This window comes from Streptomyces sp. NPDC002467 (assembly GCF_042889825.1).
In the GTDB taxonomy this organism is placed as follows: Bacteria; Actinomycetota; Actinomycetes; order Streptomycetales; family Streptomycetaceae; genus Streptomyces.
The window spans coordinates 1-25,414 of sequence record NZ_JBIARJ010000040.1; the positions used below are offsets into that span (position 1 = coordinate 1).

Consider the following 25,414-nt stretch of genomic DNA (forward strand, 5'->3'; position numbering starts at 1 on the left):
GATTACGCGGGTGTGGTGCGGCGGGGTGGTGTGGAGGGGGTTGGTGCTTTCACGTCGACGGGTCTCGCGCGGAGTGTGATTGCGAATCGGGTTTCTTATTTGTTGGGTTTGACGGGTCCGTCGTTGGTGGTGGATTCGGGTCAGTCGTCGGCGTTGGTGGCGGTTTACCAGGCGTGTGAGGCGTTGCGTCGTGGTGAGGTGTCGTTGGCGTTGGCGGGTGGTGTGAATTTGATGTTGGCGCCGGAGTCTTCGGTGGTGGTGTCGAAGTTCGGTGGTTTGTCGCCTGATGGGCGTGCGTTTGTTTTCGATGGTCGGGCGAATGGTTATGTGCGGGGTGAGGGGGGTGGGCTTGTCGTTCTGAAGCGGCTGGAGGATGCGGTCGCTGATGGTGATGACGTGGTGTGTGTGATCGCGGGTGGTGCGGTCAACAACGATGGTGGTGGGGATGGTCTGACGGCTCCGCGGGTGGAGGGTCAGGCTGAAGTACTGCGGCTGGCTTGTGAGCGGGCGGGTGTGGTGCCTGCCGAGGTCGGTTATGTGGAGTTGCACGGGACCGGCACCGCTCTCGGGGACCCGATCGAGGCGGCGGCTCTGGGCGCGGTGGTCGGGAATGCCGAGGGGCGTGTCAAGCCTCTGGTGGTCGGGTCGGCGAAGACGAATGTCGGGCATCTGGAGGGTGCGGCGGGCGTTGTCGGGCTGATCAAGGCGGCGCTCGCGGTGCGGCACGGTGTGGTGCCGGCGAGTCTGAATTTCGAGTCGGCGAATCCTGCGATCGATCTGGACGCGCTGAACCTGCGGGTGCAGACCGAGACCGGTGTCTGGGACGAGGAGCGCCGTGTTGCGGGTGTTTCCTCGTTCGGGATGGGCGGCACCAACTGCCATCTGGTGCTGAGGAATGTCGCCGAGGTCGAGCATGAGCCGGTTGAGCAGCCGGCGCTGGTGCCGTGGGTGGTGTCCGGCAAGACGGCTGCGGCGCTGCGCGGGCAGGCCGCGAACCTGGCTGCGTTCGAGGGCGGGTCGCTGCTGGACGTCGGCTACTCGCTGGCGACGACACGGACGGTCTTCGAACATCGTGCAGTGGTCGTGGGTGCGGACCGGGCCGAGCTGAACGCGGGCCTGGAGGCCGTGCAGGGTGGTCGGGCGGCGGGTGCCGCGGGAACCGCGTTCCTGTTCACCGGGCAGGGGAGCCAGCGGGCGGGCATGGGTCGGGAGCTTTACGAGGCGTACCCGGTGTTCGCCGAGGCCTTCGATGCCGCTTGCGCGTATCTGGATGTGCACCTGGGCCGGTCGCTCAAGGACGTGGTCTTCCAGGGCGATCCGGTCCTGGACCAGACCCGGTTCACCCAGGCCGCCCTGTTCGCCGTCGAGTCCGCGCTCTTCGCCCTCGTCTCCTCCTTCGGGGTGCGTCCCGATGCCCTGATCGGCCACTCCATCGGTGAAGTCACTGCTGCTTATGCGGCCGGGGTGTTCTCCCTGGAGGACGCCTGCGCGCTCGTCGCGGTCCGCGGCCGGCTGATGCAGGCCGCGCGTTCCGGTGGCGCCATGGTCGCCATCGCCGCGCCCGAGGCCGACGTACTGGCGGAGCTGGGCGAGGGTCTGTCGCTGGCTGCTGTGAACGGTCCTTCCGCTGTCGTCGTCTCCGGCGATGTGGAGGCGGCGGACGCGATCGAGGCCCTGTTCCGGGGCCGGGGCGTGAAGGTCAAGCGGCTGACGGTGTCGCACGCCTTCCACTCCGCGCACATGGACGAGGTCCTCGCCGAGTTCGAGCAGGCCATCAGCGGCCTCACCTTCAACGAGCCGCAGATCGCCGTCGTCTCGAACCTGACCGGTCAGGTCGCCGAAGAGCTGACCAGCCCCGCCTACTGGGCCCGTCACATCCGTGGTGCCGTCCGCTTCCACGACGGCATCGAGGCGCTGAACGCCCAGGGCATCACGACGTATCTGGAGCTCGGCCCGGACCCGGTCCTGACCTCCCTGGTCCAGAGCACGCTTGAGGCGCCGGTCGCCGCCTCGCTGCTCAAGGCCCAGGGCGACGAGCCGCGCAGCCTGCTCCGCGCCCTCGGGGCCGCGTACTGCTCCGGCACCGACGTCGACTGGACGGCCTTCCTGCCGGGTGGGACGCGGGTGAAGCTCCCCACCTACGCCTTCCAGCGCAAGCGCTACTGGGTCGACGTCCCCGACGCGCCCGTCGCCGTCGAGGAAGAGGATGCCCAGGAGCCGGAAGGCGTGCTCGGGGAATGGGCGGGCCGCGTGCGCAAGCTCACCGGCAAGCAGGGTGATCTCCTGCGCCAGAAGCTCATCACGGGCCTCGTCTGCCGTCACACCGCCGAGATCCTCGAATACGACAGCGCCGACGCGATCGACCCCGAACTGCCCTTCAAGGACCTGGGCTACAACTCGCTCACCTCCGTCGAACTCCGCAGCCGCCTGGCCGCAGACCTCGGGCTCGCCCTGCCGTCCTCGCTCGTCTACGACTACCCGACCCCCGCCGTCCTCGCCCGTCACATCGTCCGCGACCTGGTGGGCGCGCCCGACCCGGACGCCGTGGACGCCGTCCTGGCCGGAGTCGAGGACGTGTCCGACGAGCCGCTGGCGATCGTCGGCATGGCCTGCCGCTATCCCGGTGGCGTCGATTCGCCCGAGGGTCTGTGGCGGCTGGTCGCCGAGGGCGTGGACGCGATCGGTGCCTGGCCGGATAACCGTGGCTGGGACGCGGAAGGGCTGTACGACTCCGAGCGCGGTCTGTCGGGCAAGACGTACGCCCGGTACGGCGGCTTCCTGTACGAGGCGGACGAGTTCGACGCGGAGTTCTTCGGGATCTCGCCGCGCGAGGCGCTGGCCATGGATCCGCAGCAGCGGCTGCTGCTGGAGACGGCCTGGGAGGCGCTGGAGCGCTCGGGGATCGTTCCGCAGTCGCTGAAGGGCAGCCGGACGGGTGTGTTCGTCGGTGCGATGACGGGGGAGTACGGTCCGCGCCTCGCGGAGCCGGTCGCCGGTACGGAGGGCTATCTCCTGACCGGCAACACGGCGAGCGTGGCGTCGGGGCGTATCTCCTACACGCTGGGTCTCGAAGGTCCGGCGGTGACGGTCGACACGGCGTGCTCGGCGTCGCTGGTGGCGCTGCACCTGGCGGCCCAGTCGCTGCGGTCGGGTGAGTGCTCGCTGGCGCTCGCGGGTGGTGCGACGGTGATGTCGACGCCCGGCATGTTCGTGGAGTTCTCGCGGCAGCAGGGGCTGTCGGAGGACGGTCGTTGCAAGGCGTTCTCTTCGACTGCGGACGGCACGGCGTGGAGTGAGGGCGCCGGCCTGGTGCTGCTGGAGCGGCTTTCCGATGCCCGTCGTAACGGTCACCAGGTGCTGGCGGTGATCCGTGGTTCGGCGATCAACCAGGACGGTGCGAGCAACGGGCTGAGTGCCCCGAACGGGCCGTCGCAGCAGCGCGTCATCCGTCAGGCGTTGGCGAACGCGGGTCTGACCGGTGCCGACGTCGACGTCGTCGAGGCGCACGGCACGGGCACCAAGTTGGGTGACCCGATCGAGGCGCAGGCGCTGATCGCGACGTACGGGCAGGAGCACACGGCCGAACAGCCCTTGTGGCTGGGGTCGTTCAAGTCGAACATCGGGCACACGATGGCGGCGGCCGGTGTCGGCGGCGTCATCAAGATGGTCATGGCGATGCGCGAGGGAGTCCTCCCGCAGACGCTGAACGTCGCGGAGCCGACCTCGCACGTCGACTGGTCGCAGGGTTCGGTGTCGCTGCTGACGGAGCAGCGTGCGTGGCCCGAGCTGGACCGGCCGCGTCGTGCCGCGGTCTCGTCGTTCGGCATCTCGGGCACCAACGCCCACATGATCCTCGAACAGGCGCCGGCGGAAGAGGTGCCGGCCGATGAAGATGCCCCCGTTCCTGTCGTCGTGCCGTGGCTGATCTCCGCGAAGAACGCCGGTGCCCTGCGTGCACAGGCCCTGCGCCTCGCCGCGTTCGTCGAGGACGCCCCGCAGGTCAGCCCTGGTGCCGTGGGTGCTGCGCTGGTCGGCACGCGTACGGACTTCGACTACCGGGCCGCCGTCGTCGGCGCCGACCGTGAAGGCCTGCTCGGTGCTCTTGCCGCCGTCGCGCAGAACGAGACCGTCGTCCCGGCCGGATCCGGTCGCACGGTGTTCGTGTTCCCGGGGCAGGGTTCGCAGTGGATCGGGATGGCGGCGGGGCTGTACGCCGAGTCGCCGGCGTTCCGGGAACGGCTCGACGAGTGCGCGCGGGCGCTGTCCGCCCATACCGACTGGGATCTGCTCCAGGTGCTGCTGGGCGGGGACCCGGAGGGTCTGCTGGAGCGGGTGGACGTCATCCAGCCCGCGCTGTGGGCGGTGATGGTGTCCCTTGCCGAGGTGTGGCGCTCGTACGGCGTCGTGCCGGACGCGGTCGTGGGTCACTCGCAGGGCGAGATCGCGGCCGCCGCGGTGGCCGGTGCGCTGTCCCTCGAAGACGCGGCCCTGGTCGTCGCGCTGCGGAGCCAGGCGATCATCGCGCTGGCCGGGCGCGGTGGCATGCTCTCCGTTGCCCTGCCCGCTGACGACGTACGTCCGTATCTGACGCGGTGGCCCGATGACCTGGGTGTCGCCACCGTCAACGGCCCTTCCTCGACGGTCGTCTCCGGTACGAACAGTGCGCTGGACGAGCTGGTCGCGGACCTCGACGCGGATGGCGTGCGGTCGCGCAGGATTGCCGTCGATTACGCCTCGCACTCCCCGCACGTGGAGTCGATCGAGGCCGAGCTGGCCGACCTCCTGGCGCCGATCACGCCTCGGGTGCCGGAGGTGGCGTTCTATTCGACGGTCACCAACGAGGTCGTCGACACGGCCGCGCTCGATGCCGGGTACTGGTACCGGAACCTGCGCCAGACGGTCGAGTTCGAGAAGACGACGCGTGCGCTGCTCGCTGACGGTTTCACGACGTTCATCGAGTCGAGTGCCCACCCGGTGCTGACCATCGGGCTTCAGGAGACGTTCGAGGCCGCCGATGCCGCGACCGCGATGGCCGTGCCGTCGCTTCGCCGTGACGAGGGTGGGCTTGAGCGGTTCCTGCTCTCCCTCGGGCAGGCCTGGACCCACGGCGTCGACGTCGACTGGGCGAGCGTGTTGCCCACCCCCGGCGGGCGGCCGGTCGATCTGCCGACCTACGCCTTCCAGCGTTCCCGCTACTGGCTCGACCCCGTCAAGACCACTGGTGATGTCGCCATGGCCGGTCTCACCGACGCCGAGCACCCCCTCCTCGGAGCGGTGACCAAGGTCGCCGGCAGTGGGGCCGCCGTGCTGTCCGGGCGGCTGTCCTTGAAGTCGCACCCGTGGCTCGCCGATCACGCCGTCTCCGGGACGGTGCTGCTGCCCGGTACCGCCTTCGTCGAGCTTTCCCTCAGGGCCGGGTACGAGACGGGCTGCGAGGTGCTGGAGGAGCTGACCCTCCAGGCCCCGCTGCTGTTCGACGCGAACGGTGCGGTGCGCCTCCAGGTCGTCGTCGAGGCCGAGGAGGGCGGCCGCCGTGCCGTCGCCGTGTACTCCCGGCCCGAGGGCGCGGACGCGGCCGGGGACGAGGAGGCCGCCTGGACCGGCCACGCGTCCGGTGTCCTCTCGTCCGCTGCCGCCGCCGCGCCCCGGGTTGCCGTGCCCGGTGAGGCCTGGCCGCCGGTCGGGGCGACGCGGACCGACATCAGCGGTCTGTACGAGGCGCTGGCCGTGGCCGGGTACGAGTACGGGCCCGTGTTCCAGGGCGTGCAGGCCGCCTGGCGGCTCGGCGACGAGGTGTTCGCCGAGGTCGCCCTCGCCGAGGGGCTGCAGGGTGAGGTCGACGGTTTCGGTGTCCACCCGGCGCTGCTGGACGCCACCCTGCACACCGGTCTGCTGACCCCGGGTGCTGAACTGCCCGCGCCCCGGCTGCCGTTCGTCTGGTCCGGGGTGCGACTGCACGCGACCGGTGCGACGAGCGTCCGGGTGCGGATCAGCCCCGTCGGCGCCGACAGCATCGCCCTGGAGATCACCGACGCGACCGGGCAGCCCGTCGCCTCCGTCGACTCCCTCGCCCTGCGCGAGGTTCCGGCGGGCGGACTGGCGCCGGCCGCCGCCGAGAGCGCCGTCCCGTACGTCGTCGAATGGGCCGAGGCGCTGCTTCCCGAAGCCGAAGCCGAAGCCGAAGCCGCAGCGGAGGGCGAAGCGAAGACCGTCGTGCTCGGCGGTTCCGCCGCCGACCGTGCGCTCGCCGGGGTCCTCGGTGCCGCGGTCCACACCGACGCGGCGGCTCTGCTGGCCGCCGTACGGCAGGGCGCGCCCGCACCGGAGTCCGTGGTGCTCCTGGCCTCCGGGACGTCCGAGGCCGACGGGGCTCCGCTGCCCGAGCAGGTCCGGGCCGCTGTCGGCCGGGTGCTCGACGTGGTCCAGGAGTGGCTCGCCGAGGACGGTCTCGCCGGTGTCCGGCTGGTCGTCGCCACGCGGGGCGCGGTCGCCCCGCACGACGGCGACGACGTGCCGGACCTCGCGGGCGCCGCCGTCTGGGGCCTGCTGCGCACCGCGCAGGCCGAGGAGCCGGGCCGCTTCGCCCTCGTCGACCTCGACCCGAGCGGCGACGACGATCCCGGCGCCCTGCCGCACGCCCTGTCCGGCGCCGCGGTCGAGCCCCAACTGGCGCTGCGCGCCGGGGCGGTCCTCGCACCGCGGCTGGTCCGGGCCGCCGGCGCCCCCGCCGCGGACATCGCCCTCGATCCGGCCGGGACCGTCCTGGTCACCGGGGCCTCCGGGACGCTCGGCGGGCTCTTCGCCCGGCACCTGGTCACCGCTTACGGGGCCCGGCACCTGCTGCTCGCGAGCCGCCGGGGCGCCGGTGCGCCCGGTGCTGCCGAACTGGGCTCTGAGCTGCGGGAGTCGGGTGCCGAGGTCACCTTCGCCGCCTGTGACGTCGCCGACCGCGAGGCCCTCGCCGAGCTGCTGGCCGGTGTTCCCGCCGACCGGCCGCTCACCGCGGTCGTGCACACGGCCGGCGCCCTCGACGACGGTACGGTCGGCGCGCTCACCCCCGAGCGGCTGGACTCCGTACTGCGTCCCAAGGCCGACGCCGCCTGGCACCTGCACGAGCTGACGCGGGACGCCGGCCTGGCCGCCTTCGTCCTGTTCTCCTCCGTCACCGCCACCCTCGGCAACCCCGGTCAGGGCAACTACACCGCCGCCAACGGCCTCCTCGACGGTCTCGCCGCCCACCGGCACGCGCTCGGGCTCCCCGCCGCCTCGCTGGCCTGGGGCCTGTGGGGCCAGGCCTCGGGGCTGACCGGGCACCTCAGCGGCGCCGACCTGGCCCGGATGACCCGTGGCGGCATCGCCGCGCTGGGCACCGAGGAGGGGCTCGCGCTGTTCGACGCCGCCCTGGCCGGCGGGCGTCCCGCGACCGTCCCCGCCCGCCTCGACATGCCCGCGCTGCGCGCGCAGGCGGCGGCGGGCGGGCTCCCGGCGCTGCTGCGCTCGCTGGTGCGCGTGCCCGCCCGCCGGGCGGCCGCCGCCCCGGGCGCCGCGCAGGCCGGCGGGGCCTGGGCCGAGCGGATCGCCGCGCTGCCCGAGGACGCGCGGGCCGCGGCCGTCGCCGATGTCGTACGGGCCAACGTGGCGACCGTACTGGGCCACGGTTCGCCCGACTCGGTCGAGGAGCAGCGGCCGTTCAAGGACTTCGGCTTCGACTCGCTGGCCTCCGTGGAGCTGCGCAACCGGCTCGGCGCGGCCACCGGGCTGACCCTGCCCGCGACCCTCGTCTTCGACTTCCCGACGCCCCGCGCCGTCGCCGGCTACCTGCTGGAGCGGGCCGTCGGCGCGAGCGCTCCCGCGAGTACGACCGCGAGCACTGTCGTCACCGCCCCCGGGGCCGGTGACGACGAGCCGATCGCCGTCGTCGCCATGAGCTGCCGCTACCCGGGCGGCATCGCGTCCCCCGAGGACCTGTGGCGGCTCGTCGCCGACGGGGTCGACGCCGTCGGGTCCTTCCCCGCCTCCCGGGGCTGGGACGAGGACGTGCTGTACGACCCGGACCCGGACGCCGTCGGCCGTACGTACTCCACGCAGGGCGGATTCCTGCACGGCGCCGAGGACTTCGACGCCGAGTTCTTCGGCATCAGCCCGCGCGAGGCCCTGGCCACCGACCCGCAGCAGCGGCTGCTGCTGGAGACCGCCTGGGAGGCCTTCGAGCGGGCCGGGATCGACCCGGCCGACGTGCGCGGCAGCCGCACCGGTGTCTTCGCGGGCGTCATGTACAACGACTACGCCTCGCGGCTCCAGCCCGCGCCCGCCGGGTACGAGGGCTACCTCGGAAACGGCAGCATGGGCAGCGTCGCCTCCGGCCGGGTCTCGTACACCTTGGGGCTCGAAGGCCCCGCCATCACCGTGGACACGGCCTGCTCCTCCTCGCTCGTGGCCCTGCACCTGGCCACCCGGGCGCTGCGGAGCGGCGAGTGCTCGATGGCCCTCGCCGGTGGTGTCACCCTCATGGCGACGCCCACCACCTACCTGGAGTTCAGCCGGCAGCGCGCCCTGTCGCCCGACGGCCGCTGCAAGGCCTTCGCCGCGCAGTCCAACGGGACGGGCTGGGCCGAGGGCGCCGGCCTGGTGCTCCTGGAGCGGCTGTCCGACGCGCGGGCCAACGGGCACGAGGTCCTCGCCGTGATCCGCGGCAGCGCCGTCAACCAGGACGGCGCCAGCAACGGCCTGACCGCCCCCAACGGCCCCGCCCAGCAGCGCGTCATCCGCCAGGCACTCCAGGACGCCGGGCTGACCGGTGCCGATGTCGACGCCGTGGAGGCGCACGGCACCGGCACCACGCTCGGCGACCCGATCGAGGCGCAGGCGCTCATCGCCACCTACGGCGAGCAGCACAGCTCTGAGCGCCCGCTGTGGCTCGGCTCGTTCAAGTCCAACATCGGACACGCGCAGGCCGCCTCCGGCGTCGCCGGCGTCATCAAGATGATCATGGCGATGCGCAACGGGGTCCTGCCGAGGACCCTGCACGTGGACGCGCCGACCCCGCACGTGGACTGGTCCGCCGGGACGGTGGAGCTGCTGACCGAGGAGCAGCCCTGGGAGACGACCGACCGGCCGCGCCGCGCCGCCGTCTCCTCCTTCGGGATCTCGGGGACCAACGCGCACCTGATCCTGGAGCAGGCTCCGCAGGCCGAAGCACCCGAGGTGACCCGGGAGGCAGGGGAGGCCCCCGCCGGGCCCGTACCGTGGCTGCTGTCCGCCCGTACCGAGGAGGCGCTGCGCGAGCAGGCCGCCCGCCTGCGCGACCACGTGGCCGCCGGGGAACCGGCGCCGGCGGACGTGGCGCTGGCACTGGCCACCACCCGCGCACGCTTCGAGCACCGCGCGGTCGTCGCGGGCGCCGACCGGGCCGCACTGACCGACGCGCTGGCCGCGCTCGCCGCGGGCACCGACTCGCCCGCCGTCGTCCGCGCCGCCGTGGGAGCCGCCCCGCGGACCGCCGTGATGTTCACCGGGCAGGGCAGCCAGCGGCCCGGCATGGGACGCGACCTGTACGAGTCCTTCCCCGTCTTCGCCGACGCCTTCGACGCGGTCTGCGCCCACCTCGACCCCGCACTCGGGCGCCCGCTCAAGGAGCTCGTCTTCGCGGCCCCCGACAGCCCCGAAGCCGACCTGCTGGACCAGACGGTCTACACGCAGGCCGCACTCTTCGCCCTGGAGACCGCGCTGTTCCGGCTCGCCGAGCACGCCGGGCTCACCCCGGCCCTGCTCATCGGGCACTCCGTCGGCGAGGTCGCCGCCGCGCACGCCGCGGGCGTCCTGGACCTCGCCGACGCCTGCACCCTGGTCGCGGCCCGCGGCCGGCTCATGCAGGCGGCCCGGGCGGGCGGCGCGATGATCGCCATCCGGGCCGCCGAGGCCGACGTACTGCCCCACCTGGAGCGCCACGCGGGCCGCCTCAGCCTGGCCGCCGTCAACGGGCCGGACTCGGTCGTGGTCTCCGGGGACGCCGACGCCGCGCACGAGATCGCCGAACACTTCCGCTCCCAGGGGGTCAAGGCCCGCCAGCTGACCGTCTCGCACGCCTTCCACTCGCCGCACATGGACGGCGTCCTGGCCGAGTTCGAGGCCGTCACCGCGACCCTGGACCTGCGCGAGCCGGTCATCCCCGTCGTCTCCAACATCAGCGGCCGGATCGCCGCCCCCGGCGAGCTGACCGACCCCGGCTACTGGGCCCGGCACATCCGGGCCGCCGTCCGCTTCCACGACGGCGTGCGCACCCTCCACGAGCAGGGCGTCACCACCTACCTGGAACTCGGCCCGGACCCGATCCTGACGGCCATGGTCCGCGGCGCCCTGGACGGTGTCGCCGCCGCGCCGGCCCTGCGCGCCGGACAGCCCGAAGGCCGGGTCTTCCTCACGGCACTCGGCACGGCCTGGACGCGCGGCGCCGCCGTCGACTGGACGCCGCTGCTGCCGGCCGCGCGTCCCGTCGACCTCCCGACGTACGCCTTCCAGCGGACCCGCTACTGGCTGGACGCGCCCGCCCCCGCCCAGGACGCGGCCACCGCCGGACAGGAACGCGTCGAGCACCCGCTGCTCGGCGCGGCCGTCGAACTCGCCGACGGCCGGGGCGCGGTGCTCACCGGCCGGATCGCGCTCGCCGACCACCCGTGGCTCGGCGACCACGTCGTGGCGGGCTCGGTCCTGCTGCCGGGCGCGGCCTTCGCCGACCTCGCCGTACGGGCCGGGGACCAGGTGGGCTGCGACACCGTCGAGGAACTCGGCCTGGAGGCCCCGCTCGTCCTCCCGGAGCGCACGGCCCTGCGGATACAGGTGCAGGTCACCGACACCGGCGACGGCACCGGACGGCACGCCTTCGCCGTCCACTCCAGTGCCGACGGCGGAACGTGGACCCGGCACGCCACCGGCGTCCTGGCCGCCGGCCCGGCCGCCGCACCGCCCGCCACACCCTGGGCCGAGGCCTGGCCGCCCGCCGACGCCGAACCCGTGGACGTCGACGCGCTCGCCGACCGGCTCGTGGACGCCGGGCTCGGCTACGGCCCCGCCTTCCAGGGCCTGACCGCCGCCTGGAGCCAGGGCGACGTGCACTACCTCGACGTGACGCTGCCCGACGGGACCGGCACCCGGGAGGAGGGCTTCGGCCTGCACCCCGCCCTGCTCGACTCGGCCCTGCGCACCCTCGCGCTCGGCGGCCCGGGCCGGGACGGGGACGACGGCGCCGACCGCATCCACGTCCCGTTCCAGTGGAGCGGGGTCCGCCTGCACGCCACCGGAGCGGGCGCCCTGCGCGTCCGCGTCGCCCCCACCGGCGCCGAGGGCACCTACCGCCTCGACCTCGCCGACCCGGAGGGCCGCGCCGTCGCCACGGTCGACGCCCTCGCCGTACGCCGCCTCCCCGAGGGGGCCCTGGCCGCGACCGGCCAGGGGAACCCGGGCGCGGACGGCGGCCTGCTGCGCCTGGACTGGGTGCCGCTGGCGGCGGCGCAGGACGGCGCGGACGACGTCGCCGACGCCGCGGACTGGGCGCTGCTCGGCCCCGCGCTCGCCGTGACCGCCGTACCGGCCGGGGCCGCACGCCACTGCGGACTCGCCGCGCTGACCGAGGCCGCCCGCTCGGGCCGGCCCGTGCCCCGCTTCGCGGTCGCCGACGCCGTCGCGCTGGCCGTCGTACCGCCCGAGGCGCTCGTCGAGGACCCGTCCGCGCTGGCCGCGACCCCGCCGGAGCAGGCCCGCGAGGCCATCGGCGGTCTGCTGCGGCTGCTCCAGGGCTGGCTCGCCGAGGAAGCGCTCGCCGACACCCGCCTCGTGCTGCTCACCGAGGGCGGCGCACCCGTCGACGGCTCCGACGCACCCGACCCGGTGGCCGCCGCCGTCCTCGGCCTGCTGCGTTCCGCCCAGGCCGAACACCCCGGCCGCTTCGTCGTCCTGGACCTCGACGAGGACCCGGCCTCCGCGGCCGCCGTCCCCGCCGCGGCCCGGTACGCCGTGGAGCACGGCGAGCCGCAGCTCGCCCTGCGCGCCGGCGCCGCCCACGCCCCGCGCCTGGCACCGGCCCGGCCCGACGAGGAGCCGGCCCCGGCCTTCCGGGACGGCGGGACGGTGCTGCTCACCGGCGCCGGCGGGTTCCTCGGCGGACTGGTCGCCCGGCACCTGGTCACCGCGTACGGAGTACGGCACCTGCTGCTCGCGAGCCGCCGGGGCGCCGACGCGCCCGGCGCGGCCGAACTGGGCGCGGAGCTGCGGGAGTCGGGCGCCGAGGTCACCTTCGCCGCCTGTGACGTCGCCGACCGCGCGGCCCTGGCGGAGCTGCTGGCCGGAGTCCCCGCCGACCGGCCGCTGACCTCCGTCGTGCACACCGCCGGCGTGCTGGACGACGGAGTGCTGACCGGGCTCACCCCGGAACGGTTCGACACCGTGCTGCGGCCCAAGGCCGACGCCGTGTGGAACCTGCACGAGCTGACCCGGGACGCGGACCTCGACTCGTTCGTCGTGTTCTCCTCGATCGCCGCCTCGCTCGGCACCGCCGGACAGGCCAACTACGCGGCCGCCAACGCCTTCCTCGACGCCTTCGCCCACCAGCGCCGTGCGGCCGGACTGCCCGCGCTGTCCCTGGCCTGGGGCCTGTGGGGCGGCGACGGAGCCGGCATGGCCGAGGAACTCGGCGCCGCCGACCGCGCGCGCCTCGCCCGCAGCGGCCTCGCCCCGATGGCCGCCGAACAGGGCCTGGCCCTGCTCGACGAGGCCCTGGCCGCCCGATCGCAGGCGGCCCTGGTCCCGGTCCGGCTGGATCCCGCCGCACTGCGGGCCCAGGCCGGGGCGGGCACGCTGCCCGCGCCGCTGCGCGGCCTCGTCCGCACGCCCGCCCGGCGCGGCGCCGCCGCGGCCGGGACCGGCGGCGCCGGCGCGGCGCCCGCGTCGCTCGCGGACCGGCTGGCCGCGCTCGGCGACGCCGCGGAACGCACCGCCCTCGTGCTGGACCTCGTACGCGGTGAGGTCGCCGGTGTGCTGGGCCACGCGGACGGCCGCCGCGTCGACCCGGGCCGCAGCCTCCAGGAGCTCGGCTTCGACTCGCTGACCTCCGTCGAGCTGCGCGACCGGCTGACCGCGGCCACCGGGCTGCGCCTGTCGGCCACCCTCGTCTTCGACCACCCGACGGCCGAGGCCCTCACCGGCGAACTGCTGGGCCGGCTCGTGCCGGAGGCCCCCGGATCGGGTGGCCTCGACCGGGAACTGGACCGGCTGGAGGCGGCGCTCGCCGCGGCCGAGGCCGGGACGGAAGACCACGACCGGGCGGGGAGCCGGCTGCGCGAAATGCTGCGCAGGTGGCAGTCCGCCGCCGACAGCGCCGCCGGGCCGTCCGATGACGACGGACTGGCGGACATCTCCGACGACGAACTGTTCTCCGCGCTGGACGAGGAGCTCGGTTTGTGATGGGCGGGCCCCAACGGGCCCTGAAAAACGGGGCATTGACAATTTCGGGTCACTGTCCCAGATTTTATGGCGAGCCACTTCGGTGGAAGGACGAGGAGTAACCGTGAGCAAGTTGCGCGGGAACCCGTGGGCGGTCTTGGCGACGCTCGGTCTCGGGTTTTTCATGACGCTGCTGGACCTGACGATCGTGAACATCGCGATCCCCGACATGATGGAGAGACTCGGCTCCTCCCTCGACGAGGCCCTGTGGGTGGTCAGTGCCTACGCGCTCGTCCTCGCCGTCACCCTGATCACCTTCGGCCGCCTCGGTGACCTGCGCGGCCCGCGCACCCTCTTCGCCGCGGGCGTCGTGCTGTTCACCCTGGCCAGCATCGCCTGCGGCCTCGCCGCCGGCCCCGGCATGCTCATCGCCACCCGCGCGGTGCAGGGCCTGGGCGCGGCCATGATGGTGCCGCAGACGATGGTGATGATCGTCGCCGTGTTCCCGGCGGACCGGCGCGGCGCGGCCATGGGCGTATGGGGATCCATCGCCGGTGTCGCCACCATCTCCGGCCCGACGCTCGGCGGCCTGATCGTCAGCACCGTCGGCTGGCGCTGGATCTTCTTCATCAACGTGCCCGTCGGCATCGCCGTGCTCGCGCTGACCTTCACGCTCGTGCCCGACATCCGCCCGGCCCGCGCCCACAAGTTCGACGTCGTGGGCGTCCTCATCGCCACCGCCGCGCTGTTCTGCCTGAGCTTCGGCCTCCAGGAGGGCGAGCGCTACGACTGGAACGCGGGCATCGTGGCGCTGATCGCCGGCGGCGTGGCCCTGCTCGGTGTGTTCGTGCTCTACCAGCGCCGCAAGCAGGAGGACGAGCCCCTCGTCCCGTTCGCGCTGTTCCGCGACCGGAACTTCACCGTGATGACCGTGATCGTCGCGCTCATCTCGATGGCCCTGCTCGGCCTGGTCCTGCCGATGAACATCTACCTGCAGTCCGTGCTCGGCATGTCCGCCATGCAGGCGGGCCTGACGCTGGCGCCGTCGCCGCTGCTGTCGATGATCACCGCCCCGTTCGCGGGCCGGATGTCCGACAAGATCGGCGGCAAGTACGTGCTGCTGTTCGGCCTCGCCGTCTACGGCATCGGCATCTCGCTGGTCCTGGCCCTCGCCGCGGCCGACAGCCACTGGTACACCTTCACGCTGCCCATGGCCGTCGTCGGCCTCGGCACCGGTTGCCTGCTCGCGCCGATGGCCACCGAGGCGATGCGCAACGTACCGCCGCGGCTGGCCGGCGCCGCCTCCGGCGTCAACAACACCATCCGGCAGATCGGTTCGGTCCTCGGCGCCTCCGTCGTCGGCGCCGTCCTGCAGAGTCGACTGGCCACCACCCTGCACGAGGAGGCCGCCACCCGCTCCGGCGACCTGCCCGCCCAGAGCCGCGACGGCTTCGTCGCCGCGTTCTCCCACGGGGCGAGCCCCGACGCCGGCGCGCTCAAGGAGCTCGCGGCGGGGCTGCCCGCGCAGGCCGTCCGGCAGCTCGCCGACACGGCGCAGGCGGTCTACTCGAACGGGTTCGTCACCACCATGCACAGCACGCTGATCCTGCCGCTCGGCGCGGTCGCCGGCTCCCTGCTGCTCTGCCTGGCCGCCAAGAACCACCTGGCGGTCAAGAAGGCCGCCGCGGCCGCCGCCGCGACCGCGCCCGCGGCGCCGCCGCAGGCCGAACCCGCCCGCTGAACCGAACCGTTCGAACCGTTCGAACCGCTTGACCCGCACCGACTTCCGGCCCCCGTGTCAACCCCCGTCGCGGGGGCCGGAGCACGTCCGGACCCGTCCGGAAACGAAGGAGCGGCGCACCCCCTCGGGGGCGCGCCGCTCCTTCGTCGTCCGCGCGTACGGGCGTACGGGGCGTACGGGCTACCAGGTGACCGGCAGCGAGGCCAGGCCGCCCGTCAGCGTGTCGTCGCGGAACTGCAGCTCCGCCGGGTCCACCGCGAGGCGCAGGTTCGGGAAGCGGACGAACAGCGTGGAGAACAGCGCCTGGAGCTCCAGGCGGGCCAGACCCGAACCGAGGCAGAAGCGCGGACCGTGACCGAAGGCCAGGTGCTGGGTGCTGTCCCGGGTGATGTCGAAGACGTTCGGGTCCGAGAAGATGTCGGGGTCGCGGTTGGTGGCCGTGAAGGCCAGCATCACCAGGTCACCCTTGGCGATCTTGGTGCCGGCGATCTCGATGTCGTCGTGCGTGTAGCGGGGCAGCACGTCCTGCGTGGACGGCGCCGCCATCCGCAGGATCTCCTCGACCGCGCCCTGCACCAGACCCTGCGGGTCGGCCTGCAGCTTCTTGCGTTCCTCGGGGTGCGTGAGCAGCAGCAGCGTCCCCAGATCCAGCCGGGTCACCGTGGTCTCGTGCCCGGCGAACAGCAGACCGGCGGCCATCCGCGCGATCTCGTTGTCCTCCAGGCCCTCCTTCTCCTGCACGGCGACCAGGTCCGAGAACACGTCCTCGCCCGGGGTCTTCCGCTTCACCTCGATGAGGCCGTGCATGTAGTCGTGCAGCTCGGCCCAGGAAGCCTTCGCAGCCTCCACGTCCGTCAGGCTGGTGGCGCCCGCCGACATCCGGCGGAACTCCTCGCGGTCCTCGCCCGGCACGCCCAGCAGCTGGCAGATGACCAGCACGGGCAGCGGGAACGACAGCGCCTCGTGGAAGTCGCCCGGCTTCGGGCCCTTCTCCAGGTTGTCCAGCAGCTGGTCGATCAGCTGCTGCACACCGCCCTGGAGCTTCTGCACCCGGCGCGCCGAGAACGCGGGCGCCAGCAGCCGGCGCAGCTTCGTACGCGTGGGCACCTCGTCCTCGGGCTTGCCCAGCGGGCCCGTCAGCACGGCCGCGTTGGCGACGCGCGAGGCGGTCTCCGGGGCGTGGTGCGAACGGCCCAGCCGGGAGTCGTTGAGGAGCTGCTTGACCTCGCCGTAGCGGGTGACGAGCCAGGCCTCGTCACCGGCCGACGTCGTCACGCGGACCACCGGGGAGTCGGTGCGCAGCGAACGGAACTTCGGGGCGATGCCGTTGACATCGTCGGGATCACGGTCGAAGGGAAGGCGCGGCAGTTCCTGGACTTGGGTCACGATCGTGCTCCTCGGTGTGTGGCGTTACGCCCGTCGTCGCCGAAGGCTAGGAGCAGCGTCTAAAGCAGCCTTAAACCGTCAAGTGGAGCCATCCGGCGGGCCGTTCAGCGCGACGCCCGCTCCACCGCCGGAGCCAGCAGCGTCAAGGTCCGGTCGAAGAGACCGGCCAGATCCGGCTCGCCGTCCTGGTCCACCCAGAACCGCAGGGTTTCGGCCACCGCGCCGCCGATCGCCGCCGCCAGCACCCGGGTCTCGTACCTGTCCGCCCCGTCGGGACCCGCCAGCATCCGCGCCAGCTCCCGCAACCCCTCCTGGGTGCGCTGCGCGTTGAGCGCCCGCAACTCCGGCACCTGGTTGATCATCCGCAGCCGGGCCAGCAGCTCCGCCCGGTCCTCGTCGAAGGCCCCGCTCGCCCGTACGCCGTCCAGCATCACCCGCAGCCCGGCCAGCAGCGAACCGCCCTCGGGCAGCCCGCCGCCCGCGAAGTGCAGCGGGGCGGCCGGCCCCTCGGCGGCGGGGGACCCGGCCTGGCCGCGCTCGTGCACGCCGGACAGGATCACGTCCTCCTTGGAGGAGTAGTAGCGGTAGAACGTCGTCGTCGACACCTCCGCCGCGGCGGCGATCTCCTCGACCGTCGTCTCCCGGTACCCGCGCTCCTCGAACAGGCGCAGCGTCTCCCGCTGGATCGCCTGCCTGACCTTGAGTTTCTTCATCTCCCGCAGCCCCACGCCCACATCATGCTGCAAGCCATACGAAAGAGCCGCACAAGCATCCCCTGGGAAGGTGCCCCGTACCCTCATCGGCTCTTCTGAAAGCGGGCGCACAGGATGAAAGTGGACAACGTGTACCTGGCCGGGATCGGCAGTTGGATACCCGACCGGGTCGGCGTCGACGAGGCCATCGCGGACGGCCGGTACGACGAGACCCTGCGCGCCTCCAGCGGCATGATCTCCGTCGCGGTCGCCGGGGACGTGCCCGCCCCCGACATGGCGATCGCCGCCGCCCGCGACGCCCTCAAGCGCTCCGGGCACGAACCCGACGAGATCGCCGCGCTCATCCACACACCCGTCTTCCACCAGGGCCCCGACATCTGGTCCGCGCCCCACTACATCCTCCACAACACCGTGGACCGGCCCGTGCCCGCCATGGAACTCCGCCAGGGCTGCCTCGGCATGATCACCTCGCTGCGGTTCGCCGCCAACATGCTGACCGCCGACCCGGCCGCCGGCCCCGCCGTCCTCGTCACCGCCGGCGACAACTTCTCCACCCCCGGCCTGGACCGCTGGCGCGTCAGCTCCAACTACGTCCTCGGCGACGCCGGATCCGCCGTCGTCCTCTCCCGCCGCCAGGGCTTCGCCAAGCTGCTCTCCGTCGCCTCCGTCTCCATCCCCGAGGCCGAGGTCCTGCACCGCGGCGCCGACCCGCTCTTCCCGCCGAGCATCACCCTGGGACACCCCCTCGACCTGGAGGCCCGTACCGACCACATCCGCGCCCAGTGGGCCCAGGGCGTCGCCCCGCCCGTCTTCCACCTCGGCGACATCGTGAACGAGACCGTCTCGGCCGCCCTCGCCGACGCCGGCCGCACCCTCGACGACATCACGCGCGTCGCGCACAGCGCCGTCGCCTTCGACCAGATCAAGAACGGCTTCCTCGACCCGCTCGGCATCGAGGAATCCCGCGGCACCTGGGAGTTCAACCGCCGCGTCGGCCACTCCGGCGGCACCGACCAGATCGTCGGCCTGGAACACCTGCTGGCCTCCGGCGCACTGCGCCCCGGCGACCACGTCCTGCTGCTCGCCGCGGCCGTCGGCATGGAGGTCGGCTGCGCCGTCCTGGAGATCACCGACATCCCGTAGGTCGGCCGCATCCCACCAGAGAGAAGAGAGCACACCCCATGAGCCAGACCACCACCACCGCGGCGCCCACCGCCGACGAGATCCGCGACGCCGTCGCCGAACTCATCGGCTTCCACGCCCGCGACATCGCCGACGACGCCAACCTCATCGCCCTCGGCCTCAAGTCGCTGCACATCATGCAGCTCATCAACGGCTGGCGGCGCGCCGGCCTGACCGCCTCCTTCAAGGACCTCGCGGGCGAGCCCACCGTGGCCGCCTGGGTACGACAGCTCGCCTCCTGAGCACCGGCGAGCACGGAACACGGCGAAGGGCCGGGGCGACCGCCCCGGCCCTTCGCCGTTCCGTCACGAGTACTACGGGTTCAGCCGCGCACGGTGCCGAACCACTGCTCCAGGACCGGCCGCAGCGAGGCGTCGCCCGGCTCCCCGGCCCACGCCACGTGCCCGTCCGGCCGCACCAGCACCGCGGACGCGCCGATCTCCGCGACCGGCTCCGCCACCACCCGCTCGACGCGGTCCGCCCACGCCGCCACCGGGTCCGCCGCTCCCTCGCCGCCCGTCATGTCCAGGAACACCCCGCGCCCGGAGTGCAGCATCGAGGCCACGCTGCTCGCCCCGGCCCCGGTCGCCAGCGCCACGTGCGGCAGCCGGCGCCCCACGGGAGCCGCCGCGCACTCCGGCGCGTAGCTCACGTCCAGGCCCGTGGACAGCTCCAGCAGATAGCGGTTGGCGTCCGGGAACTTCAGCAGCTCCGTCACCAGCGCCCGCACCGGCGCCACCTTCTCCACCGGGTGGATCAGCGCCAGCTGCGTGTCGGTCGCACCGGCCGCGCGCAGGCCCTGCGGGCGCCGCTCCGCCGTGTACGTGTCCAGCAGATCGGCCGGAGCCCAGCCCAGCACGTCCGCCGCCAGCTTCCAGCCCAGGTTCACCGCGTCCTGGAGGACCAGGTTCATCCGCAGCCCGGCCAGCGGGTAGAAGGTGTGCGCCGCGTCGCCCACCAGGAACACCCGCTCGTCCTGGTACGTCTCGGCGACCCGCGACGGGCCCCCGTACCGGCGGATCCAGCGCACCGGCACATCGGGGAACGGGGTCTCGTTGAGCCGCTCCACGCTCCCGCGCAGCTCGGCCCCGGTCGGCTCCAGCGACGGACCCGGCAGGGCCGTGTCGAACTCGGCGGTGATCACCCGGGTGACCCCCGGCGACACCGGCACCGACGAGTACAGCCCGCCCACCGGGCAGAACCGCGCACCGCGGTGGATCTCCGGCAGGTCCTGGAAGTCGATCTCCACGTCCGCGACCAGACCGCAACTGGCCGGGCCCGAACCCGGGAAGGGAATCCCGGCCAGCTCGCGGACCAGGCTGTTCTCGCCGTCCGCGCCCACCAGGTAGCTGCCGCGCAGCTCGTACGTCCGCTCCCCTTCGCGGACCGTGACGCTCACCCCGGACTCGTCCTGGGCGTAGCCCGCCAGCGCGTGCCCGTACCGCACGTCCGCGCCGCGCTTGAGCGCCTGGCGCTCCAGCTCCGCCTCCAGGTACTCCTGCGCGAGCAGCAGGGCCGGCTGGTGGCGCCCTTCGAGCGGTGTCATGTCGAGCCACAGCAGGGAGAAGTGGGTGCCCTGTACGGGGGTGGTGTGCTCGTGCAGACCCTCCAGGAGACCGCGCTGGTCCAGCAGCTCGACGGCGGTGGTGTTGACGGCCTGGCCCACGGACCGGCCGCTGCGGGAGTCGAGCCGCTCCAGCACGATGCTGTCGACGCCCCACAGGCCGAGCTCGTGGGCGAGCATCAGCCCTGCGGGCCCGCCGCCCGCGATGATGACGGGATCGGACATGTCCTGTTCCTCCGGTGTCTGGTGTCGTGCGTGGTGCGTGGTGCGTGGTACGCGGCGCGTGGTGCGCGTACGTGGTGTTCGGGCGGGCCTGTGGCTCAGGCGATGCCGAGCTCGTTGTCGATGAGGTCGAAGATCTCGTCGTCCGTCGCGGCGGAGATCCGCTCGGCCGAGTCCTCGTCCGCGCCCGAAGACCCCGGCCCGCCGTGCTCCTCCAGCCGCAGCAGCAGGTCCTGGAGCCGTACGGTGAGCCGGCCCACCGCGGCCGCCGACGTCTCGGCGGTCCCCAACACGTCCTGGAGGGCGTCCAGTTCGGCAGTGATCCCCGCGAAGACGTCCCGCTCCGCCGGAGCGAGCAGCTCGTCCAGGTGCGCGGTCAGCGCACCCGGCGTGGGGTGGTCGAAGATCAGCGTCGGCGAGAGCCGCTGCCCGGTGGCGGCGCCGAGCCGGTTGCGCAGCTCGACCGCGGACAACGAGTCGAAGCCGAGCGTCTGGAACAGCCGGTCCGGGCCGATGCTGTCCGCCGAGGAGTGGCCCAGTACGGCCGCCACGTGCTCGCCGACCAGCTCCGCCAGCCGCTTGCGCCGCTCCTCCGCCGACAGCGGGGCCAGCCGCTCCGCCAGTGACGCGCCGGCGCCGCCCGCGCCGCCGGCCGGACCGCTCGCCGCACGCGCCACCGGGCGCGGACGAGCCTGTCGTACGAGGGAACCGAACAGCGGGTCCAGCAGGCCCGCCCGGGCCCGCTCGGCGAGCGTCGCCGGATCGAGCCCCATGGCCACGGCGACGGGCTGGCGCAGCCCGAGCGCCGCGTCGAAGCGGGCCAGACCCTCGGCGGAGCTCAACGCGACCACACCCGTACGGGCCAGCCGGCCCAGCGCCGTCTCGTCCAGGTGCCCGGTCATCGTGCTCGCCTCGCCCCAGAGTCCCCAGGCGAGGGAGGTGGCGGGGAGGCCTTGGGTGTGGCGGTGGTGGGCGAGGGCGTCGAGGTAGGTGTTGGCGGCGGCGTAGTTGGCCTGGCCGGCGTTGCCGAGGATGCCGGCTGCGGAGGAGTAGAGGACGAAGGCGGCGAGGTCGGTGTCGCGGGTGAGTTCGTGGAGGTGCCAGGCGGCGTCTGCTTTGGGGCGCAGGACGGTGTCGAGGCGTTCGGGGGTGAGGGTGTCGACGGTTCCGTCGTCGAGGACGCCGGCGGTGTGCACGACGGCGGTGAGGGGGTGTGCGGCGGGGATGGTCGCCAGCAGCGTGGCGACAGCCTCGCGGTCGGCGGTGTCGCAGGCGGCGAGGGTGACGTTCGCGCCCAGTCCCTCGAGTTCGGCCCGCAGCTCGGCGGCGCCGGGTGCGTCGGCCCCACGGCGGGAGGTGAGCAGCAGGTGGCGGATCTTGTGCTCGGTGACGAGGTGGCGGGCGAGGAGGGTGCCGAGTGTGCCGGTGGCCCCGGTGATCAGGACCGTGCCCTCCGGGTCCAACCCACGCGGCAGCGTGAGGAGGGTCTTGCCCACGTGCTGCGCCTGGCTGAGGTGGCGCAGCGCGGCCGGCGCGTGGCTCACGTCCCACGCGGTCAGCGGCGGCGGGGTCAGCACCCCGGCCTCGAACAGCTCCACCAGCGCCCGCAGCATCTCCTGCGTCCGCTCCGGACCCGCCTCCATCAGGTCGAAGGCCTGGTAGACCACGCCCGGGTGCGCGGCGGCAACCTCCCCGGCATCCCTGATGTCCGTCTTGCCGATCTCCAGGAAGCGGCCGCCGGAGGGCAGGAGGCGCAGGGTCGCGTCGACGAACTCCTTGGCGAGGGAGTCCAGTACGACGTCGAAACCGTGCCCGCCGGTCGCCGCCGTGAACTCCCGCTCGAAGTCGAGGGTGCGGGAGTTCGCGAGGTGCGCGTCGTCGAAGCCGAGGCCGCGCAGGGTGTCCCACTTGCCGGGGCTGGCCGTGCCGAAGACCTCCGCACCCAGGTGCCGGGCGATCTGCGTCGCGGCCATGCCGACCCCGCCGGCCGCCGAGTGCACGAGCAGCCGCTCGCCCGCCCGCAGCCCCGCCAGGTCCGTCAGACCGTAGTACGCGGTGAGGTACACGACCGGGATGACGGCCGCCTGGTTGAACGACAGCCCCTGCGGGATGCGGGCCGTCAGCCGGTGGTCGGTGACCCCGACCGGCCCCAGACCGCCCGACGGGAACATGCCGAACACCCGGTCGCCCACCCCGATCCCGGCCACCTCGGAACCGGTCTCCAGGACCACGCCCGCGCCCTCGCCACCGATCATGGCGTCATCGCCCGGGTACATGCCCAGGCCGATCATCACGTCGCGGAAGTTGAGCCCGCCCGCGCGCATCGCCACCCGGATCTCGTACGGAGCGAGCGCACGCTCCCCCTCCGGATGCGGTACGAGCGCCAGATTGCCGAGCGTGCCCTTGCTGGTGACGTCCACCCGCCAGGCACCGACCCCGGCCGGCGGGGTCAACACCCCCGCCGCGTCCGCCGCCCGCACCAGCCGCGGCACATGGGCGCCGCCGTCGCGCACCGCCGCCTCGGGCAGGCCCTCGGCCAGCACCTGGAGCACGGCCAGGGCGGCCGCCGAACCGGCGGCCGGCGCGACGTCCAGGTCCAGCAGCGCGAACCGCTCCGGGTTCTCCGTCCGCGCGGAACGCAGCAGACCCCAGACGGGAGCCGCCGCCAGGTCCCGGATCTCCGGCCCGGGCCGGGTCGCGACCGCGCCGCCTGTGACGACGACCAGCCGGGACGTGGCGAACCGCTCGTCCGCCAGCCACTCCCGCACCAGACCGGTCGCCCGGTACAGCGCGGCCCGCGTCGCCGCCAGGACATCGCCGGCGTCGCCGGACACGGTCACGAGGACATTGCCCGGCACCTCGGCGCCACCGTCCACGGCAGCGCCCAGCGCCGCCAGGTCCTCGTACCGCACACAGTCACCCAGTACGGAGACCAGCCCCAGCGGATCGGCCGCACCGACCACGGCCACCGCACCCGGCACCGCGACATCGTCGGCGGGGGGCAGCGGAGCCCACTCCAGCAGGTGAAGACCCGCGTCGTCCGCCGCCGGGGCCGCACCCAGCTGCTCCCGGCTCACCGGCCGGGTGGTCAGCGCGCCGACCTGCGCGACGAGGCCGCCGCTGCTGTCGTACAGGACCAGCCCGACCGTGTCGGGTGTGGTGGGGGTGAGGTGGACGCGGAGGGTGGTGGCGTGGGTGGCGTGGAGGGTGATGTGGTTCCAGGCGAAGGGGATGCGGAGGGTCTGGTCGTGGAGGGTGGTGACGATGAGGGGGTGGAGGGCGGCGTCGAGGAGGGCGGGGTGGAGGGTGTGTTCGGCGTTGCCGGCCGCGGCGGGCAGGCGGATCTCGGCGTGGAGGTCGGTGCCGTTCTGCCAGAGGGTGGTCAGGCCTTGGAAGGCGGGGCCGTAGGTGTAGCCCTGGTCGGCGAGGCGTTCGTAGATGCCGGTCAGGTCGAGGGGTTGCGCGCCGGTGGGGGGCCAGGCGGGGGATGCCTGCGGCGCGGGCTCCGAATCCGGGGTCAGCGTCCCGGACGCATGCTGCGTCCAGGCGTCGCCGCCGTCCGGCTGCGAATGCACGGTCAGCGCGCGGCGACCCGAGGCGTCCGCGGGCTCCACGGTGACCTGAAGGCGTACGGAACCCTGCTCGGTCAGCACGAGAGGCGCCGCCAGGACCAGGTCCTCGACGGCGGCGAGGTCGGTGAGGTGGGCCGCGTGGAGGGCGAGGTCGACGAAGGCGGTGCCGGGCAGGAGGGTGGTCCCGGCGATGGTGTGATCGGCCAGCCAGGGCAGCCGCTGCGCGGACAGCAGCCCGGTCAGGACCAGGTGCCCGGTGTCCGCGACCTCGACGGCCGCGCCCAGCAGCGGGTGCCCGGCGGCATCGAGCCCGGCCCCGGCCACATCGGCCTGGTCCACCGGGTCGAGCCAGAACTCCTCGCGCTGGAACGCGTACGTGGGCAGTGGCACCGTCGAGCCGCCGACGAGCAACGGGGTCCAGTCCGTTCGCGGCGCGGCCCCGAGGGCCAGGAGGAAGGTGCGGGCCTCGTCACGGCCGGTGCGGAGGGTGGGCACGGCGACCGGCACGTCGAGGGTGTTCTGGACGAGGGAGGTCAGGACCGGGTCGGGTCCGAGCTCCAGGTAGGTGGTGATGCCCTGGGCGTTCAGTGCCTCGATGCCGTCGTGGAAGCGGACGGCGGCGCGGATGTGGCGGGCCCAGTAGGCGGGGCTGGTCAGCTCTTCGGCGACCTGGCCGGTCAGGTTCGAGACGACGGCGATCTGCGGCTCGTTGAAGGTGAGGCCGCTGATGGCCTGCTCGAACTCGGCGAGGACCTCGTCCATGTGCGCGGAGTGGAAGGCGTGCGACACCGTCAGCCGCTTGACCTTGATCCCCCGTCCCCGGAACAGGGCCTCGATCTCCTCTGCCGCAGCCACATCACCGGAAACCACCACGGCGGCGGGACCGTTGATGGCCGCGAGGGAGAGGCCTTCGCCGAGCTCGGGCAGTACGTCGGCCTCGGGCGCGGCGATGGCGACCATGGCGCCACCGGAACGAGCGGCCTGCATCAGCCGGCCGCGGACCGCGACGAGCGCGCAGGCGTCCTCCAGGGAGAACACCCCGGCCGCATACGCAGCGGTCACCTCGCCGATGGAGTGGCCGATCAGGGCATCGGGACGCACCCCGAAGGAGGAGACGAGGGCGAAGAGTGCGGACTCGACGGCGAACAGGGCGGCCTGGGTGAACCGGGTCTGGTCCAGGACAGGATCGCCCTGGAAGACCACGTCCTTGAGCGACCGGCCCAGGTGCGCGTCCAGGTGGGCGCAGGCGGCGTCGAAGGCCTCGGCGAACACGGGGAACGTGGCATACAGCTCCCGACCCATGCCCGCGCGCTGGCTCCCCTGCCCCGTGAACAGGAACGCCGTGCCGCCGTCGGCCACGGCCTGCGGTTCGACGGCTTCGAGGCCGGCCATCAGCTCGGCGCGGTCCGCGCCGACGACCACCGCACGGTGCTCGAAGGCCGTACGGGTCGTGGCCAGCGAATAGCCGATGTCCAGCAGGGAGGTCTGTGTGTCACGTGCGTACGCGGCGAGGTTGGCGGCCTGTGCGCGAAGCGCTTCGGCGGTCTTTCCGGACACCACCCACGGCACCAGCCCGGGCACCGGCTGCACGACATCGTCG

Annotated in this window: 8 protein-coding genes; 4 read left to right on the forward strand and 4 right to left on the reverse strand. The window is 73.4% G+C overall.

Features of this window, described 5'->3' with window-relative positions:
* Both ACFYYJ_RS41020 and ACFYYJ_RS41025 read left to right on the forward strand, forming a co-directional pair.
* Positions 1-13,455: type I polyketide synthase (locus ACFYYJ_RS41020; protein ID WP_389140023.1), on the forward strand; the 13,455-nt coding region annotated here is incomplete at its 5' end.
* A 103-nt stretch (positions 13,456-13,558) separates the two neighbouring features.
* Positions 13,559-15,175 carry a DHA2 family efflux MFS transporter permease subunit gene (locus ACFYYJ_RS41025; protein ID WP_385132927.1) on the forward strand — a complete coding sequence of 539 codons (1,617 nt, stop codon included), beginning with the start codon at positions 13,559-13,561 and terminating at the stop codon, positions 15,173-15,175.
* Between the two features lie 180 nt (positions 15,176-15,355).
* Here the strand turns inward: ACFYYJ_RS41025 and ACFYYJ_RS41030 are convergent, their stop codons facing one another.
* Complete coding sequence (locus tag ACFYYJ_RS41030) at positions 15,356-16,561, reverse strand: cytochrome P450 (protein WP_389140028.1); 1,206 nt, start codon at positions 16,559-16,561, stop codon at positions 15,356-15,358.
* Between the two features lie 104 nt (positions 16,562-16,665).
* Entirely contained in the window at positions 16,666-17,289 is a 624-nt protein-coding gene (locus tag ACFYYJ_RS41035; protein ID WP_389140031.1) for a TetR/AcrR family transcriptional regulator, read from the reverse strand.
* A gap of 99 nt (positions 17,290-17,388) precedes the next feature.
* Here ACFYYJ_RS41035 and ACFYYJ_RS41040 point away from each other — a divergent pair, with 99 nt between their 5' ends.
* Both ACFYYJ_RS41040 and ACFYYJ_RS41045 read left to right on the forward strand, forming a co-directional pair.
* Positions 17,389-18,417 carry a ketoacyl-ACP synthase III family protein gene (locus tag ACFYYJ_RS41040; RefSeq protein ID WP_385366867.1) on the forward strand — a complete coding sequence of 343 codons (1,029 nt, stop codon included), beginning with the start codon at positions 17,389-17,391 and terminating at the stop codon, positions 18,415-18,417.
* Positions 18,418-18,455: 38 nt separating this feature from the next.
* Complete coding sequence (locus tag ACFYYJ_RS41045; protein ID WP_385132916.1) at positions 18,456-18,698, forward strand: phosphopantetheine-binding protein; 243 nt, start codon at positions 18,456-18,458, stop codon at positions 18,696-18,698.
* A gap of 80 nt (positions 18,699-18,778) precedes the next feature.
* Here ACFYYJ_RS41045 and ACFYYJ_RS41050 read toward each other — a convergent pair whose 3' ends face one another.
* Positions 18,779-20,245, reverse strand: a complete 1,467-nt coding sequence (locus ACFYYJ_RS41050) for an FAD-dependent monooxygenase (RefSeq protein ID WP_389140036.1) — start codon at positions 20,243-20,245, stop codon at positions 18,779-18,781.
* Positions 20,246-20,340: 95 nt separating this feature from the next.
* A complete protein-coding gene (locus ACFYYJ_RS41055; RefSeq protein WP_389140039.1) occupies positions 20,341-25,404 on the reverse strand; it encodes an SDR family NAD(P)-dependent oxidoreductase in 5,064 nt (1,687 codons plus the stop codon).
* Positions 25,405-25,414: the final 10 nt, after the last annotated feature.

Coding starts and splice junctions, on each gene's coding strand:
- ACFYYJ_RS41045 (WP_385132916.1), top strand. CDS start 18,456: ATGAGCCAGACCACCACCACCGCGGCGCCCACCGCCGACGAGATCCGC.
- ACFYYJ_RS41040 (WP_385366867.1), top strand. CDS start 17,389: ATGAAAGTGGACAACGTGTACCTGGCCGGGATCGGCAGTTGGATACCC.
- ACFYYJ_RS41050 (WP_389140036.1), bottom strand. CDS start 20,245: ATGTCCGATCCCGTCATCATCGCGGGCGGCGGGCCCGCAGGGCTGATG.